General features: G+C 56.9%; 15 protein-coding genes and 1 tRNA gene. 10 read left to right on the plus strand and 6 right to left on the minus strand.

The genetic code is table 11. The annotated features are described in order from the left end of the window. Positions 1–4 precede the first annotated feature (4 nt). The gene (locus ACWFTY_RS05385) at positions 5–622 is read right to left on the minus strand and encodes a DNA-3-methyladenine glycosylase family protein (protein ID WP_447526347.1); all 618 of its coding nucleotides are present in this window, start codon (positions 620–622) and stop codon (positions 5–7) included. Positions 623–714: 92 nt separating this feature from the next. Here ACWFTY_RS05385 and ACWFTY_RS05390 point away from each other — a divergent pair, with 92 nt between their 5' ends. Next, positions 715–1,032, plus strand: a complete 318-nt coding sequence (locus tag ACWFTY_RS05390) for a 2Fe-2S iron-sulfur cluster-binding protein (protein ID WP_447526348.1) — start codon at positions 715–717, stop codon at positions 1,030–1,032. 68 nt (positions 1,033–1,100) lie between these two features. Here the strand turns inward: ACWFTY_RS05390 and ACWFTY_RS05395 are convergent, their stop codons facing one another. Continuing rightward, entirely contained in the window at positions 1,101–1,940 is an 840-nt protein-coding gene (locus ACWFTY_RS05395) for a hypothetical protein (protein WP_447526349.1), read from the minus strand. A gap of 101 nt (positions 1,941–2,041) precedes the next feature. After that, positions 2,042–2,788 (minus strand): 23S rRNA (guanosine(2251)-2'-O)-methyltransferase RlmB, encoded by a 747-nt coding sequence (gene rlmB, locus ACWFTY_RS05400; protein ID WP_447526350.1) that lies wholly within the window; start codon positions 2,786–2,788, stop codon positions 2,042–2,044. Between the two features lie 135 nt (positions 2,789–2,923). On the opposite strand from rlmB, the gene ACWFTY_RS05405 reads away from it, so the two are divergent. Continuing rightward, positions 2,924–3,009 (plus strand) — tRNA-Tyr (locus tag ACWFTY_RS05405). A gap of 362 nt (positions 3,010–3,371) precedes the next feature. Beyond that, the gene (locus ACWFTY_RS05410; protein WP_447526351.1) at positions 3,372–3,701 is read left to right on the plus strand and encodes a PilZ domain-containing protein; all 330 of its coding nucleotides are present in this window, start codon (positions 3,372–3,374) and stop codon (positions 3,699–3,701) included. On the opposite strand, the gene ACWFTY_RS05415 is transcribed toward ACWFTY_RS05410, so the two are convergent. Beyond that, the gene (locus ACWFTY_RS05415) at positions 3,680–3,907 is read right to left on the minus strand and encodes a hypothetical protein (protein WP_447526352.1); all 228 of its coding nucleotides are present in this window, start codon (positions 3,905–3,907) and stop codon (positions 3,680–3,682) included. The two genes, ACWFTY_RS05410 and ACWFTY_RS05415, sit on opposite strands and share 22 nt — an antisense overlap. 176 nt (positions 3,908–4,083) lie before the next feature. On the opposite strand from ACWFTY_RS05415, the gene ACWFTY_RS05420 reads away from it, so the two are divergent. The 5 genes from ACWFTY_RS05420 (at position 4,084) to ACWFTY_RS05440 (ending at position 11,044) form a co-directional block, all read left to right on the plus strand. Further along, positions 4,084–4,434, plus strand: a complete 351-nt coding sequence (locus ACWFTY_RS05420; RefSeq protein WP_447526845.1) for a c-type cytochrome — start codon at positions 4,084–4,086, stop codon at positions 4,432–4,434. Between the two features lie 116 nt (positions 4,435–4,550). Beyond that, positions 4,551–5,450: an ABC transporter ATP-binding protein gene (locus ACWFTY_RS05425; RefSeq protein WP_447526353.1), complete on the plus strand. Its 900-nt coding sequence runs from the start codon at positions 4,551–4,553 to the stop codon at positions 5,448–5,450. 14 nt (positions 5,451–5,464) lie between these two features. After that, positions 5,465–9,052 carry a M1 family aminopeptidase gene (locus ACWFTY_RS05430; protein WP_447526354.1) on the plus strand — a complete coding sequence of 1,196 codons (3,588 nt, stop codon included), beginning with the start codon at positions 5,465–5,467 and terminating at the stop codon, positions 9,050–9,052. Between the two features lie 55 nt (positions 9,053–9,107). Beyond that, positions 9,108–10,109, plus strand: coding sequence for a threonine aldolase family protein (locus ACWFTY_RS05435; protein ID WP_447526355.1), 1,002 nt, complete (start codon positions 9,108–9,110; stop codon positions 10,107–10,109). After that, positions 10,106–11,044: a DMT family transporter gene (locus tag ACWFTY_RS05440; RefSeq protein ID WP_447526356.1), complete on the plus strand. Its 939-nt coding sequence runs from the start codon at positions 10,106–10,108 to the stop codon at positions 11,042–11,044. Before ACWFTY_RS05435 ends, ACWFTY_RS05440 begins: the two co-directional genes overlap by 4 nt. A gap of 3 nt (positions 11,045–11,047) precedes the next feature. Here ACWFTY_RS05440 and ACWFTY_RS05445 read toward each other — a convergent pair whose 3' ends face one another. Together ACWFTY_RS05445 and ACWFTY_RS05450 are read right to left on the minus strand one after the other, a co-directional pair. Then, a complete protein-coding gene (locus ACWFTY_RS05445) occupies positions 11,048–11,848 on the minus strand; it encodes an SDR family oxidoreductase (protein ID WP_447526357.1) in 801 nt (266 codons plus the stop codon). A 6-nt stretch (positions 11,849–11,854) separates the two neighbouring features. Next, positions 11,855–13,150 (minus strand): M48 family metallopeptidase, encoded by a 1,296-nt coding sequence (locus ACWFTY_RS05450; protein WP_447526358.1) that lies wholly within the window; start codon positions 13,148–13,150, stop codon positions 11,855–11,857. Between the two features lie 103 nt (positions 13,151–13,253). Between ACWFTY_RS05450 and pepN the strand changes: the two genes are divergently transcribed. Together pepN and pgeF are read left to right on the plus strand one after the other, a co-directional pair. After that, the gene (gene pepN / locus ACWFTY_RS05455; protein ID WP_447526846.1) at positions 13,254–15,851 is read left to right on the plus strand and encodes an aminopeptidase N; all 2,598 of its coding nucleotides are present in this window, start codon (positions 13,254–13,256) and stop codon (positions 15,849–15,851) included. After that, a complete protein-coding gene (gene pgeF / locus ACWFTY_RS05460; protein WP_447526359.1) occupies positions 15,844–16,605 on the plus strand; it encodes a peptidoglycan editing factor PgeF in 762 nt (253 codons plus the stop codon). Before pepN ends, pgeF begins: the two co-directional genes overlap by 8 nt. Positions 16,606–16,657 lie beyond the last annotated feature (52 nt).

Consider the following 16,657-nt stretch of genomic DNA (forward strand, 5'->3'; position numbering starts at 1 on the left):
CGGGCTACATCACCATCACATGATAATGGTGCCATGTAAAAATCGCCACCGCACCCCGATGCGGGGACCAGTTCTGCGCTATGTCGCGCACATCCTTTTCTGAGGGTCGCTCCGGCAGGCCAAGAAAATTACCGACACCGACTTGTATGGCAAGGTCGCCGGCCGGCCAGATATCGGGGCGACCCTGCGCAAACAGCAGATAGATTTCCGCTGACCAGCGGCCAATGCCCTTGACCTTGGTCAGCAGTGTGATGGCTTCCTCATCGTCCTGCGGCAGATCGTCGAGATCGAGCCCGCCGGACAGGATTAGTTCCGCCAAACTCCGTGCATAGCCCTGTTTCTGGCGCGACAGGCCGCAGGCGCGCAGCTCGTCAAATTCGGTGGCAATCAGCGCTTCGGCCGGGCAGCCGTCACCCAGTCGCGCTTCCAGCTTGTTCCAGACCGCTGCTGCCGACGCCACGCTGACCTGCTGGCCGACGATGGTGCGAAGCAAAGTTTCATAGCCCTCCGGGCGAATACGCGGCTCGGGATAGCCGGAGGATTCTATGGCGGCGGCCAGTCGCGGTTCGACAGCAGCGGCATGGTCCAGTCCGGCTTTGATCATTTCTTTTGATAGGCCCATCGATATCCCGTCCCCGTTTCGGCCCTTGATTCTTTTTGAAGGTGCAGACATAGCGTGCGGGATTTTCAATGAACAGTCACTAAGGGGTAGCTATGCCAACGATTCACGTAACCGGCCGCGATGGCGAAGAAAAAGCGGTTTCCGTCGATGCCGGAGTCAGCGTCATGGAAGCGATCCGCGACAATGGTTTTGACGAACTGCTGGCGCTGTGCGGCGGCTGCTGCTCCTGCGCTACCTGCCACGTCCATATCGACGCCGACTGGAAAGCCAAATTGCCGCCAATGAGCGAAGACGAAGATGATCTGCTCGAAAGCAGCGATCATCGCGACGAGTTCTCGCGCCTCAGCTGCCAGATCGAATTGTCCGATGATCTGGAAGGCCTGAAAGTGCGGATCGCCGAAGAAGACTAGATTTCTTCCAGCAGGCTATAAAAAAGGGGCCGCTTTTCAGCAGCCCCTTTTCTTGTCCGGTTAAAAGGCTATTTGGCCAATTTGATGATTGCGCGCGGGCTGCCGTCCGGGCCGCTGGTGCCGTCCACTTTCCAACGCATGCTTTTCATCGAACCTTTGAGGGTCAGGCCGTCCTCGGTGTTGTTGGTCAGAACTTCGCCGTCCGTCATGATGGTGAACGTCCCGTCAATCGGTTGCGTCTTGGATTTACCCGATGGGCCACCCATTGGCGACGGGCCCATGGCGCCTGCCAGTCCTCCTGCTCCCCCCATTGCCGGCGTCAGCACCTCGAGTTCGCCGTCGCTGCGCCGGATGATCTGAACGAAGGGAAACTGCATGGTCGCGCCCGGTATGGTGGGAAATGCAAACATCTGATCGAATTTGCCGCTCACTGCATATTCGACTTCGAACAGATTGTTGCCCATATATTCGACCTTGTTCCAGCCGTCATATTTGGCAAGTTTCGCTGCAAATTTTTTCAAGCCTTCGTCATCGCCCGGTATCGCACCGCCGAAGATCGAACTCATGGCTGCATTTTTCTTGTCGTCTTCAGCCTTTTTGCTGTCGCGGGAATCCCCGGAAAGGCGGGCCATCTCGTTGTCATGCATTTGTTCAAGTGCAGCGATCTCCTCGGCACTGCACTCCCGTTCTTCATAATGATCGGGGTCGTCATCGTTATTCACCGGACTGCTATAGAGGTCCACCGGGTAAGCCGTAACCTTGCCGCTCGCTTTATTGATCTGGTCAAAACACATCGCCCGATCGCGATCATACGGCATTTGCTCCATGCCAGATGAGGAGGGAGGGCTGTCATCCTCGGCCAATTGCATTTGCCCGACGTAAGTAAAATTATAGGTGCCGTCGTTCATCACCTGCAATTGCGAATCAAATTTTCCGGGGATAAGCAGGCACCCCGCTAACAGAAGCGGCGCGACCAGGGCCAAGGCCCATTTGCTATATTTCCCCAAAACTAATCCCCTTTTTTTCTTGTATATTCGGCATATAAAGCAATGGCGGCGGCATTGGAAACATTCAGGCTTTCCATCCGCGGGTGCATCGGCAAACGCGCCAGCGTGTCACAATGCGCCGCAACATTCTGCCGCAGCCCTTCACCTTCTGCGCCCATGACCAGTGCCAGCTTGCCGGTGCCCATGGCGCTATCGAGCTCGTCGCCGGCATCGCCATCCAGGCCGATCCGCCAATAGCCGGCTTCTGCAATGTCATCGAGCGCGCGGGACAGGTTTACCACCCGGATCCACGGAACGATTTCCAGCGCCCCCGAAGCGGATTTTGCCACGACGCCCGATTCGGGCGGGGCATGACGGTCCTGGGTGATGATCGCGGCGGCATCAAAGGCCGCGGCCGAGCGAAGAATTGCTCCGACATTGTGCGGGTCGGTAACTTGGTCGAGCAGCAGCAAGGGACGATCGCTTTGCTGGTCGAGAATTTCGCCCAGCCAGATATCGGGCAGGGGGTCGACATCGGCAACCATGCCCTGATGCGGCGCATCGCGCGGTATCACCCGGCCAAGATCGGCGACATCGCAGATCACAACCGCGATATCATCAGGAATCTCTAGCGTTGCCAGGGCCTCGCGGGTGATCGAGATTTTCTTGATCACCCGTCTGGGGTTGTCGAGCGCTGCTTCTACCGCGTGCCGTCCCCAGAATTTGAGACCACCACCGGTTTTCTTTATAGATTTGTTCTTGCGTGCCATATTCACTCCCTAGACGCTATGGCTCCAGCCGACAGCCTTTTTTTCTGCAAATTTCAATGGGCAGGCATTGACAGTTTGCGATCCCTTCGTCATTGAGCCGCTCTTGTCGCCGATGGCGGCCTTGGATACCCGGATGGACAGGTGGCCGAGTGGTTAAAGGCAGCAGACTGTAAATCTGCCCGTGTAAGCGTACATAGGTTCGAATCCTATCCTGTCCACCATCCCCCTCAGGGGGTTCAGCTAGCCAACAGAACCCGATCGTCTCTGGCTTGTCCGCTCTTGGAGGGGGCGCTGGATAGCATAATATTTGCAGGAATTTTTCACAGCAGCGCCCCGGCAATAGTCCCCCTTCAGTATCCTTATGCCCTTCCAGCCGCAGTAAGTGGATTGATCCCCGATCGTCCAAGCCCGCTATCGCGTTCGCCGCAGACAAGCCGGGTGGTCTTGCCAATCTTCAATAGTTATCAACTATTTTACCCTAAATAATTTCTGCATTGTCGGCTAGGATTTTGCCGGTTTATCCGGAGAACTTTCCGTCAATTAGTAAAGGAGTGCACGTAACTTAAGTAAGGGAACAGTAGCTATGATGGCTCAAACAACAATGACCAGTGACCAGATGTTTTTAAATGCGCTTGATGCGCTTGACCGTGAGACCAGAATTAATGTGGGTGCTGATGCAGTGCTCTACCGTGCTGGCGAGCAATGTGACAATGTCTACATTGTAAACCTGTCAGCACACGGAGTTCGCGTGATATGCGATTCTCCCCCTTTGGTCGGAGAAGCCGTGAAAATAGAACTAGCCGATTCAGGGCTTTTCGAAGGGGTGGTCCGATGGCGAAAGCAGGATAATTTCGGTGTTCATATTTTCGAGAGCATTGATGTGGGCCTGTATTACACTCCGCAAGAATATTGACTATTTGTGCACTTCTTTAGACGCTCCATCTGCGGGGAGGTGGTTGCGAGATCCGGCTCTCCGGATTTTTTGACGACAAAGGCGTTGCCGGCATTGCCGGCATAGCCGATGCGATAACCATAACCGACAGAATGAACAGACAAGGCCTTTGCTATCATGGCAGGGGCCTTGTTCTGATTTTTGCTATCGGTGCGCTGCAAACGCAACGAACCGGATAGCGCGTATTTCCTGTATGATACGGAAATATTTTCTTGCCTTGTCTGGGAGATCGAAACTTGCCTATATCGGCGCAAGTCCCGTTTCGGGGACATGAATTCAGCAGGAAATCATCATGCGTCTGTTTCTACTGACAGTTTGCCTTCCGCTCGTCATTACCGGTTGTATGACCGCGGCAACAAAGCCGTCAGCCAGTGATATCAACACTGCTGTCGCAAATCCCGAATTGTCTTCGCATTCAGACAAAGCCGCCAGAGGGCTGGTTTTTGCCAAAACGCATTGCGCCGCTTGCCACGGTGTGACCAGCGGGCAAATTTCAACGAACCAGAAGGCCCCGCCGTTCGAGTCTATAGTCAATGTTCGGGGTCTGACTGAAAATAGCATGAAGACCTGGCTTCGCGATTCGCACAATTACCCGGAACAGATGGACTTCGAGATTGACGCAAAGCGGATTGATGAACTTGCGGCCTATATGCTGACGCTCAAAAGCGCCGATTATCGGCCTCTTATTCAATAAGATTGCATAGCGGCGATCATCCGACATGGCCCGGTGGGCACTTGTGCATTGCATTTGGTGAGTTGCCTATATAATACACCTCGATCAATCCTAATTATATGGGCAGGAATTCGAGGATGCTGGAACTCAAAAATGTGACGCATATCTACCCGAACGGCACCAAGGCGCTCGACGATGTCAGCCTGTCGATCCCAAAGGGTATGTTCGGTTTGCTCGGCCCCAATGGCGCGGGCAAATCAACTTTGATGCGAACGGTGGCGACGCTGCAGACGCCGACTCAGGGCGAGATATATTTTGGCGATCTCGACATTTTGCAGGAACCGGAAAAGCTGCGCGAATCGCTTGGTTATCTCCCGCAGGATTTTGGCGTATATCCACGCGTGTCGGCTTATGACATGCTCGACCATATGGCGGTATTGAAGGGCATAGCGTCCGCAGCGGATCGTAAGGCTACGGTCGAGACCCTGCTCAGCCAGACAAACCTGTGGGATGTCCGGAAAAAGGCGATTGCCGGATTTTCCGGCGGCATGCGGCAACGTTTCGGCATAGCTCAGGCGCTGATCGGCAATCCCGAGCTGATTATTGTTGACGAGCCGACGGCGGGCCTCGATCCCGAGGAGCGCAACCGCTTCCTCAACCTGCTTGCCGAAATCGGCGAGAATGTCGTGATCATATTGTCCACCCATATCGTCGAGGACGTCTCCGATCTTTGCCCGCAAATGGCGGTCATCGCCAATGGCCGGATCGAACTGGAGGGCGCACCGCTCGATCTGATCGAGAAAACCGGCGGTACGATCTGGTCCAAAACGATCCGGCGCGAGGAGCTCGACAGCTATCGGGCAAAATATGAAGTCATTTCCACCCGTCTCTTCGCGGGTTCGACGGTCATCCACATATTGAGCTCCAGCGATCCGAAAGACGGGTTTATAGCGGTGAACGGAGGACTGGAGGATGTCTATTTCTCGACACTGGCGGGCGCGCGCAAGGAAACCGCCACCCAATCCAACGCAGCCTGAGCGGGAGAGAGACTATGTTCGGCAAGATTGCTGCGTTTGAACTGCGCTACCAGCTTCGCAACCCGGTTTTCTGGGTGGTCACCACCATTTTCTTCCTACTCACCTTCGGGGCCGCGACATCGGAAAATGTGCAAATTGGCGACGGCGGCAATGTCCACGCCAATAGCCCGGCGGCGCTGGCCGAGACGACGATCATAATGTCGATATTCTTCATGTTCGTGACCACGGCCTTTGTCGCCAATGTCATTGTCCGGGATGATGACAGCGGGTTCGGGCCGATGGTTCGATCGACCCGGGTCAGCAAGTTTGACTATCTGATTGGCCGGTTCACCGGTGCCTTTGGCATATCCGCGATTGCGTTTCTGACCGTGCCATTGGCGATTTTTCTGGGTTCCTACATGCCCTGGGTCGATCCCGAAACCATCGGCCCCAATCGGCTGGTCGACTATCTCTACGCCTATTTTCTATTGGCCCTGCCGTCGATATTTCTGACGTCCTGCCTGTTTTTTGCGGTCGCCACCGTCACCAGATCGATGATGTACAGCTATGTCGCCGTCATCACCTTTCTCGTCCTCTATCTGGTGTTCAGCGCGATCACGGAATTTGATCCCGCGCTGCTGTTGTTCAGTGCTTATGCGGAGCCGTTTGGCGGAGCCGCTTATGAATATATAACCCGCTATTGGACCGCCGCCGAAAGCAACAGCATGATGGCGCCCTTTGACGGAGTGCTGCTCGCCAATCGGCTGATCTGGATCGGCATATCATTGGCGGCTCTGGCCTTTGCCTATTCGCGCTTCAGTTTCGCCGAGCGCGGTGTCTCGAAACGGAAATTGAATAAGCAGCAGAAGAAGGCAGCGACCCTCGCGATGGAAAAACCAACGCTGCTCGAAACCTTGCCCGCCGCCAACCCGGGCGCATCAACCTGGATAAGGCTGATCACCCGGACACGCTTTGAAATGTCCCAGATTTTCAAAAGCCCGGCATTCTTCATCATTATCTTCATCGGTCTATTCTCTTCCGGAGCCGGTCTGATATTGAACACCGTACCCTATGGCACGCCGGTCTACCCGAGAACATTCTATGTGATTGGCATATTGGAGGGCGGCTTCACCCTGTTCCCGATGATCCTGGCTATTTTCTATGGCGGTGAGCTGGTCTGGCGTGATCGCGACCGGAAAATGCACGAGATTATCGATTCCACCTCCTTGCCGAACTGGGCCTATATGGTGCCCAAGGCGCTGGCGGTCATTGGCGTGTTGTTGACCGCCCTGGTCATTTCCATGCTGTCGGCGATGCTGATCCAACTGGGCAAGGGCTTCACCGATCTGGAGTTCGGGAAATATCTGCAATGGTATCTGTTGCCCGGTACGGTCGAAATGGTGACGCTCGGCATATTGTCGGTATTTGTCCAGGCGCTCAGCCCGAATAAATATATCGGCTGGGGCATCATGGTCCTCTATATGGTGGCGACGATTGTCTTCAGCATCATTGGCTGGAATCATCCGCTCTATCTGTTCGGCCAGGGCATCCCGGTGCCGCTTTCGGATATGAACGGCGATATGGTCAGCGGTGTCGGTGCATGGTGGGGCCGCCTCTATTGGGGCGCATTTGCAGCGATACTGGCGTTGCTGGCCCATTTCGTCTGGCGACGTGGAACCGAAACAAGCCTGCTGCCCCGTATCCGGCAACTGCCGCGCCGGCTGGCCAGCCCGGCGGGCGGATTGCTGGGGATATTGGTGGCGATCACCGCCGCGACGGGTTTCTACATTTATCAGAATATAAATGTCGTGAACGAATATGTGGCGCGCGACGGTCTCGAGGAAATGCAGGCCGAATATGAGAAGAAATATCTGAAATATGAAGTTCTGAAGCAACCGGCCTTCACCAGCATCAAGCTGAATATCGACATTTTTCCCGAAGAGAAAAAGCTGAACGTGGCTGGCTCGGCAGACATAGTGAACGACACCGGTGCGCCAGTGGAAGTTTTGCACGTGCGCTTTCAAGATCCTGCCGTTCAGATCACATCGGTCGATGTTCCCGATTCCAGATTGGAAATGAACGACGAAAAATATAAATATCGCATCTATCGGCTCGACACTCCGATGGCGGTCGGCGAACATAGAAGCATCGCTTTCAAGGCCCTTCGCCATGCCCAGGGATTCCGCGCACGCGAAAATGATGTGCGCCTGGTTCGCAACGGTACTTTCCTGAACAACAGCGAATTTTCGCCGCAACTGGGAATGAACCGCAGCGGATTGCTGACCGACCGGACCAAGCGCCGCAAATATCGGCTTCCTTCAGAACTTCGGCCACCCAAGCTTGGCGACGAAAGCGCGCGCGAGCAAAATTATGTCGGCAATGCCGACTGGGTGATGTCCGATATCACGGTAAGCACCAGCAAGGACCAGACCCCGATTGCGCCCGGTAGCAAAATATCGGACGAGATAAAGGGTGACCGGCGCATCGCAAGATTTGTCTCGACCAATCCGATATTGGCCTTTTTCTCGGTCCAGTCAGCGAATTATGCGGTCGCCGAACGCAGCGCCAATGGCGTCGACATGGCGGTCTATTATCAGCCGGAACATGACTTTAACGTCGAAACCATGCTGGATGCGACCGAGACGTCGCTGGCCTATTATCAGAAGAATTTCGGACCCTATCAGTTCGACTATGCGCGGATAATCGAGTTTCCGGGATATGCCAGCTTTGCGCAGGCCTTCGCCGGAACCGTGCCCTATTCCGAGCGAGTCGGATTTCTTGCCAATATCACAGATCCCGAAGATATCGACTATGTGACCTATGTGACGGCGCATGAATTCGGGCATCAATATTGGGCGCATCAGTTGATCAGCGCCAATATGCAGGGCGGGACCTTGCTGGTCGAAACCATGGCGCAATATTCGGCGCTGATGGTGATGAAGCAGGTCTATGGCGAGGATAAAATCCGTCGCTTCCTGAAATATGAGCTCGACAATTATCTCAATGCCCGCGGCAATGAAGCGCTGGAAGAGCTGCCGCTCAACAAGGTCGAAGACCAGGGTTATATCCATTATCGCAAGGGCGCGGTAGTGATGTATCTGCTGCAGGATCGGCTTGGTGAAGACCGGGTCAACAAGATGCTCGCCGCGCTGCTGGGCCGCTACAAGTTCAAGGGGCCTCCCTACGCAACGTCCACCGATCTGGTCGACGGCTTCAAGTCGCTGGCGCGCAATGAGGCGGAGCGGCAACTGGTTGCAGATTTGCTTGAGAAGATCACGATTTACGATCTAAAGGCCGGCTCTGCCACCGTCACCAAGCTGGCCGACGGGCGCTATCAAACCGAAATATCTATCGAAGCAGCCAAATATTATGCCGATGGTCTGGGCAAGGAAAGCAAGGCCGACCTAGTCGACGAGATTGACATCGGCTTGTTCAGTGCAAGTCCGGGTCAAGGGGCGTTTGACAGCAAGGATGTGCTGTACAATCAGCGTCACAAGATCACGTCCGGAACGCAGAAAATCCGTATCGTGACCAGCAAGCGGCCCGAATTTGCCGGTGTCGATCCCTATAATAAATATATCGACCGGGACAGTGACGACAATATTGTCGAGGTGTCGGAGTAGTAGATCTCACTCTAGGCATCTTGACGAGCCTGAGGCTCTGAGCCATGCGCTGGCGATGCGATTTTTCTCTGATAATGCCGCGTCGGTGCACCCCAGATTGCTGGAAGCGCTCGCCCAAGCCAATGGGCAGGACACTGCTTATGACGGCGATGCGCTGAGCGCACAGCTCAATGATGCCTTTTCTGATCTGTTTGAGATCAAAGTCGAGGCCTTGTGGGTGGCGACCGGGACGGCGGCCAATTCGCTGGCGCTCGCCGCGATGTGCCAGCCGCACCAGGGCGTGATCTGCCACAAGGAAGCGCATATCGAGCAGGATGAGGCAGGCGCGCCGGGCTTCTTTACCGGTGGGGCAAAGTTGATGTTGCTCGACGGGGCAGGGGCAAAGCTCTCGGCAGCAAGCGTAGAGGCCCATTGCGCGGCTATCCGTGATGATGTCCATCAGGTGCAGCCTGCCGCCGTTTCGATCACCAATACCAGCGAATATGGCATGGTCTATCACCCCGATGAAGTCGCCGGGCTGGCTGAGGTCTGCAAGGCGCGCGGGCTCGGCCTGCATATGGATGGCGCGCGCTTTGCCAATGCGGTGGCGACGCTCGGCTGCTCGCCTGCGGAACTGACGTGGAAGGCCGGTGTTGATGCGCTCAGCTTCGGTTTTGTCAAAAATGGCGGGATGAGCGCGGAAGCGCTGGTATTCTTTGACCGGACGCTGGCCGCAGACACCCATTATCGACGCAAACGGGCCGGACATTTGCAGTCCAAGGGTCGTTTTCTGGCTGCGCAGATTTTGGCGATGCTCGAAAATGACCTGTGGCTCGACAATGCACGCGCCGCCAACGCCGGTGCGCAAATCATCGCCAAGGCCGCTCATGACCGGCTGCTCTACCCGGTCGAGGCGAACGAGATTTTCATCAAATTGTCGGCCGATGAAGCGGCGCAGCTGCGCGCCACCGGATTTGATTTCTACGACTGGGGTGAAGGGCAGGCGCGACTTGTGACCAGCTGGAACCAGAGCGCCGGGGATGTCCGCCCGCTTGCCGAAGCGATTGCCGCCCTATGAGCGGCGACGAGAGCGCTGAACCCAGCCTGCTCACACCCCGCATCCTGATCCCCTTCCTGCTGGTCTCGTTGATCTGGGGGTCGACCTGGCTGGTGATCAAGGACCAGATTTCCGAAGTGCCGCCAAGCTGGTCGGTCAGCTACCGGTTCATCATTGCCGCTGCAGCAATGTTCATGCTGGTGGCCTATAAGCGGCTGTCGTTCCGGCTCGACCGCACCGGCTATCTGTTCGCTCTCATCCTGGGGCTGTTCCAGTTCTCGTTCAATTTCAATTTCGTTTACAACGCGGAGCTGTTCATCACTTCGGGTCTGGTCGCGGTGCTGTTTGCATTGCTGATGGTGCCCAACGCGATCATGGGCCGTATTTTTCTGGGCCACAAGATATCGGGCGCATTTCTCGGCGGTTCTGCCATTGCTGCGGTCGGCATCGCGCTGCTCTTCTGGCACGAATATCGGGCTTCTCCGGCCAGCCTCGAACAAGTGCTGATCGGTGCGGCGCTGGCCTTCGGCGGGATCATGTCGGCGTCGATTGCCAATGTGATGCAGGCCGGGAAGCGGCTCAAATCCTATCCGATCATCACGGTCCTCGCCTGGGCGATGCTGTTCGGCGCGCTGATCAATTTCGCGCTGTCCTGGATAACCGTAGGACCGCCGGTTTACGAAATGCGCGCGGCCTATTGGGGCGGGATCGTCTATCTCGGCGTCATCGGTTCGGTGGTGACCTTCCCGCTCTATTTCTCGATGATCCGAGAAATCGGCCCCGGCAAGGCGGCCTATTCCAGCGTATTGGTGCCGGTGGTGGCGATGATATTGTCGACGATTTTCGAAGATTATGTCTGGACCTGGCTGCCCGCTGTCGGGGCGGTTCTGGCGATGCTCGGCCTGCTGGTGGCATTGCGCGCGCGCAAACCGAAGACGCCCCGCATCGCCGCTTGAATATCAGTCGAGCAGCGACCGCAGGCCCGCCTTATAATCCGGATATTGCGGCTGCCAGTTGAGCAGCCGTTTCGCCTTGCTATTGGCAATGCGCCGGTTCTCTTCATAGAAGCCCAGCGCGGCCTGAGAGAGATTGGCCTCTTCCAGCGACTGCAAGGGCGGCACGTCCATCCCCAATAATCGCGCTGCATAAGCGATGACTTCATGCTGCGGCGCGGGCAGGTCGTCCGCGGTATTATACACTCCGGCTGGGCCATCGAATGAAGCGATCACCGCCGAAACAATATCATCGACATGGATTCGGCTGAATACCTGACCCGGCATATTGACGCGCCGGGCCTTGCCGCTGCGAACGCGGGTGAGCGGGCTGCGGCCAGGACCATATATGCCGGGCAGACGGAACACGTGCATGTCACCGCGCAAATCCTGCCAGCGCGGATCAGCCTGGCTCCGCGCCTTGCGGCGGCCAGAGCCTATGGGTGCGCTCTCGTCGACCCATGCACCATCGACATCGCCATAGACGCCGGTGGCGGAGAGATAACCGCTCCATTGCAGAGAGGCAGAGGCGATCGCCTCGCCATATTGATCGAGCACAGGCTCGCTGTCATCGCTGGCCGGTGGGACCGAGGATAATATATGCGTGGCATCCGCCAGCGCCGTCAGAACCGCAGGCCTGTCATCAAAGGCGATCGTGCCATCACTCGATTCGCGGCGCGTTCCGGTCACGTTCCAGCCGCTGCTGCGCAACTGCTCGGCTAGCCGCGAGGCGGTATAGCCCATTCCGAAGATCAGCATGTGCGGCATCGCTAGCTACTCTTTCTCCAGCTTGCCCGGGCTTTGAATCACCGGATTTTCGACATTGTCGGCTTTCCACTGCATCGCCATGCGCACCCGCGTGGCGCCGGAGGGGTGATCGAAGAACAGCATTTCCTCCACCGGCCCCGGTTCGATCTTGCGATATTCCGACAATCGCATCGACACTTTGGCAAAGCCGTCCGGTTCTCTTGCCGTATCAAGCCCGAATTTATCGGCGTCGCTTTCGGTAATCCTGACCAGGCTATTGAGCGCCGGTGTCGCGGCGAAGAAATAGGCGGTCAGGATGAGGCCGAGCAACGGAATGGCCGCAGGATCGGATATGGTCCGGATGCCCCATTTCGCGCCATGGCGTTCGATCAGCCGGGGAGCGAGCCGCGCGACCACGAACAGTCCGAAGCCGATGATCAGAGCCAGAATAAGGATGGTGCGCCAGGTATGGCCAAGGACATAATGGCCCAGTTCATGCCCCATCACCGCCGCAACCTCTTCCGGATCGGTGCGTTCGAGCAGATTGTCATTGAGAGAAATCCGGATCGTCGGGCCGATACCGGAAACATTGGCTGATATCCTTTTATGCTGCTTGGACTGGTCGAACACATAGATATTGTCGGCGGGAATATCATATTCTGCCGCCATCGCGACAATCCGGTCGCGCATCGGCCCCTCCGCCATCTCTTGATAGTCGTTGAACAGTGGCGAAATGAACACCGGCCCGAGCATCATTCCGATAAACAGAAAGATCGAAACCACGCCGGTTCCCCATAGCCACCATGTCTTGGGCGCGCGCCGGATCACAGCGAAAATGGCCATGATCAGCAGCGAGAACATGATCAGCGATATCACGAGCCCGATCATCTGCTCGCCGAACCAGCCCCCGAAATCCTGGCTCATCAGGCCATATTGCTGTTCCCGGAAAAAATCGGTGTAGATGGTCCATGGCAGGGTGATCAGAAATCCGGCGATGATATAAGGCAGGGCATAGAGCGCGGGCTGCAGCCATTTGCGGCTGGTTACCCGTTCCGCCCAGTCCCGGAAGCGAGCGGACAGGCGCGACTGCAGAATCAGGAAATCGACCAATATGCCGACGATTGCTCCCCAGAGGATCAGCCAGTAGCCGCCTTGGAAATAATTGTTGGATTTCTCGAGCTCGGCGCCCCGCAACGTGTCGATATAGGTGCGGCTGGCTTGCTCGACGTCAAAGGCCGCAGCCCCCGGTTGCGCAAAAATGCTCTCCACCGGTAAACCCGCAACCAACATGGCGGCGATAAACAGCATAAATATTCTGGACATGGTCCACTCCCTTTTGCCCTTGCCATAAACGCAATTGCGCGGGGTGCAAATGGCTCTTATGGCAAGCCCCATGTTAGATATTCAAAAAGCCCCGAATGACGAAATGGCCGATGCCGCGCCAGCCCCCAAGGATCCGGCCACCATCCGCCGCGAGGATTATCGTCCGCCGGCCTTTTTCATCCCGGAAGTCGAACTCGATTTCCAGCTTGATCTGGAGCATACGCTGGTCCGTTCGAAACTGGATGTCCGGCGTTCGAAAAGTGCCAAGCCGGATGAGGCCTTGGTTTTGCAGGGCGACGATATCACCCCGACTTCTGTCAAGGTTGACGGCGAGGCGAGAACCGACTGGACGCTGGTCGAGGGCGATCTGGTCCTGCCGTTGAGCGGCGCGGCGCATAGCGTCGAGATCGAGGTCGAACTCGATCCGTCGACAAACACCCAGCTGATGGGGCTTTATGGCTCGAACGGAATGCTGTGCACGCAGTGCGAAGCGGAAGGTTTTCGCCGGATCACCTTCGCGCCCGACCGGCCCGATGTGCTGAGCCGCTATCAGGTGCGGATGGAAGCCGACAAGGCGAAATTCCCTGTGCTCCTCTGTAATGGCGACAAGATTGCCGAAGGCGATGGCGAAAATGGTCGCCACTGGGTGCAGTGGAACGATCCGTGGCCCAAGCCGAGCTATCTCTTCGCATTGGTTGCCGGTGATCTGGTCGCCAATAATGACAGTTTTACAACTCGTTCCGGCAAACCGGTCGAACTCAATATCTGGGTCCGTGACGGCGATCTCGATCGCACCGGCCATGCGATGCAGGCGCTCAAGGATTCGATGCGCTGGGACGAGGAAACCTATGGCCGCGAATATGATCTCGGCTTGTTCAACATTGTCGCGGTCAGCGATTTCAACATGGGAGCGATGGAGAATAAGGGGCTGAATATCTTTAACTCGCGCTATATTCTCGCCGATCCCGAAGTCGCTACCGACGCCGATTATGACGGTATCGAAGGCGTGGTTGCCCATGAATATTTCCACAATTGGTCGGGCAATCGCGTTACCTGCCGCGACTGGTTCCAGCTCAGCCTGAAGGAAGGCTTCACCGTCTACCGCGATCAGAGCTTCTCCGCCGACATGGGTTCGGCGGCGCTGAAGCGCATCGAAGATGTTCGGATATTACGCGCCGCGCAATTTCCCGAGGATGCCGGACCACTGGCCCATCCGATCCGCCCGGAAAGCTATCAGGAAATCTCCAATTTCTACACCGCGACTATCTATAACAAGGGCGCCGAAGTCATCCGGATGATGAACACGCTGATGGGACCGGAGAATTTCCGCAAGGGCACCGATCTCTATTTCGACCGGCATGACGGCGAAGCGGCGACCTGCGAGGATTTTGTCACCGCTATGGAAGACGGCGGCGAAATCGATCTGAAGCAATTTCGCAAATGGTATGAAACGCCCGGTACGCCAAGAGTGTCCGCGACATTAACGCACGACCCGAAAACCGGGACGGCGACGGTGCATCTCACCCAGAAAATTGCCCAGAATGGCGAGAAGCCGAAAGCGTCTGAACTGCTCATTCCGCTCAGAACCGCGCTGCTCGACCCGGAAACCGGCGCGCATCAGGGCGAACAGTTGCTGCTGCTCGATCAGGCAGAGAAAAGCTTCACTCTCGAAGGCTATAAGGACCAGCCGATCCTCTCCATCAATCGCGGCTTTTCCGCGCCGATCATATTGGACAGCAACCAGACCGCCGAGGAACTGGCTTTTCTCTCGGCTCATGATGACGATCCGTTCGCTCGCTTCGAGGCCGTGCAGCGGCTGATGACCGGCTATCTGACCGCAAAGGTCATGGGGACCCCGGTCGACCGCGACATCATCCTGCTGGCCGTGGCGAAAATTCTCGCCGACACGTCGATCGATCCCGCCTTTCTCGCCGAATTGATCCTGCTGCCGAGCGAAGCCTTTCTCGGTGACCAGATGGTCGAAGTCGATCCGCAGGCGATCCACGAGGAACGCGAAAAATTGCGCGGCAAGATCGCGGTGCAGTTCGAAAAACAGTTCCGCAAATTATACAAGAGCTGCTGGCCCGGCGAATTCTCGCTCGATGCCGAGGCGCGCGGGAAGCGGAAGCTGCGCAATGTGACGCTTGGCTATCTTGCCGCGTCCTTCACCGAAGATGCTGCCGAAATCGCGTTCGACCAATATCGCGAAGCGGACAATATGACCGCCATGCAGGGCGCGCTGGCGGTATTGTCGCATCTTGAAGCCGACGAGCGCGCTATCGCTTTCGACGACTTCTACAAGAGATTCAAAGGCAATGCGCTGGTGCTCGACAAATGGTTCAGCCTGCAAGTGATGTCGCAGCGCACCGATACGCTGAAACGGGTCGACGGCCTGTCGCGCCATCCCGATTTCAATATGTCCAATCCCAACCGGGTGCGTGCTCTTTACGGCGCGTTCACCGGCAATGCGGTCCGCTTCCACGATCCGTCGGGCAAGGGCTACCAGATGATTGCCGATATGGTGATCGCGCTGGACAAGCAGAACCCGCAAACCGCAGCGCGCTTCATCCCGACGCTCGGCCGCTGGCGCCGCTATGAACGCGGACGGTCGGAACTGATGCGGCTGGCGCTGGAGAAAATCGCCGCGCAGCCGGATCTGTCGAAAGATGTTGCCGAACAGGTGCACAAAAGCCTTGCTTGATATCACGACGTCTTCCCTGCTCGAGGGCACGAAACACGGCTTTCTCGGACGGGCAGGGGGTGTTTCGGAAGGCATTTATGCCGGGCTGAATATCGGTCTGGGCAGCGACGATGATCGCGAGATCATCATGGAGAACCGCCGCCGCGCGACCGAAGGCGTACTGCCGGGCAGCGAACTGGTGACGGTCCATCAGATCCATAGCGCCGAAGTCGTGACCGTGACCGGCCCGATACCGCTCGACCAGCGCCCGCCGGCCGATGCGATGGTAACCGACCAGCCGGACCTTTTGCTCGGCATATTGACCGCCGATTGCGTGCCGGTGCTGTTCCATGATCCGCAAGCGAACGTGATCGGCGCGGCTCATGCCGGCTGGAAGGGCGCGCTGGCCGGTGTGACGGACAATGTCATCACCGCGATGGCAGCGCTCGGGTCGGATCGAGCCGATATTGCCTGCGCCATCGGCCCCTGCATCGCGCAGGCCAGTTATGAAGTCGACGCCGCCTTCCGCACGCGGTTCCTCGAGACAGACGCGGCCAATGACCGCTTCTTCGCAGCGGGAAAAGCGGACCATTTCCAGTTTGATATCGAGGATTATGTTGCGGCCCGACTGCAAGCAGCAGGTATCGCCAAGATCGATAAACTCGGCCTCGACACCTACGCCCACGAAGACCGCTATTTCAGCTATCGCCGCTCCTGCCATCGCGATGAAGCGGGCTACGGGCGGCAGATTTCGCTGATAGGCCTTGCCGAATAATATTGATTTCCACCGGTACCCCAGCGAAGGCTGGGGCCTAAACCGATCTGGC

The sequence above is a fragment of the Parasphingorhabdus sp. NYA22 genome, from assembly GCF_976973735.1.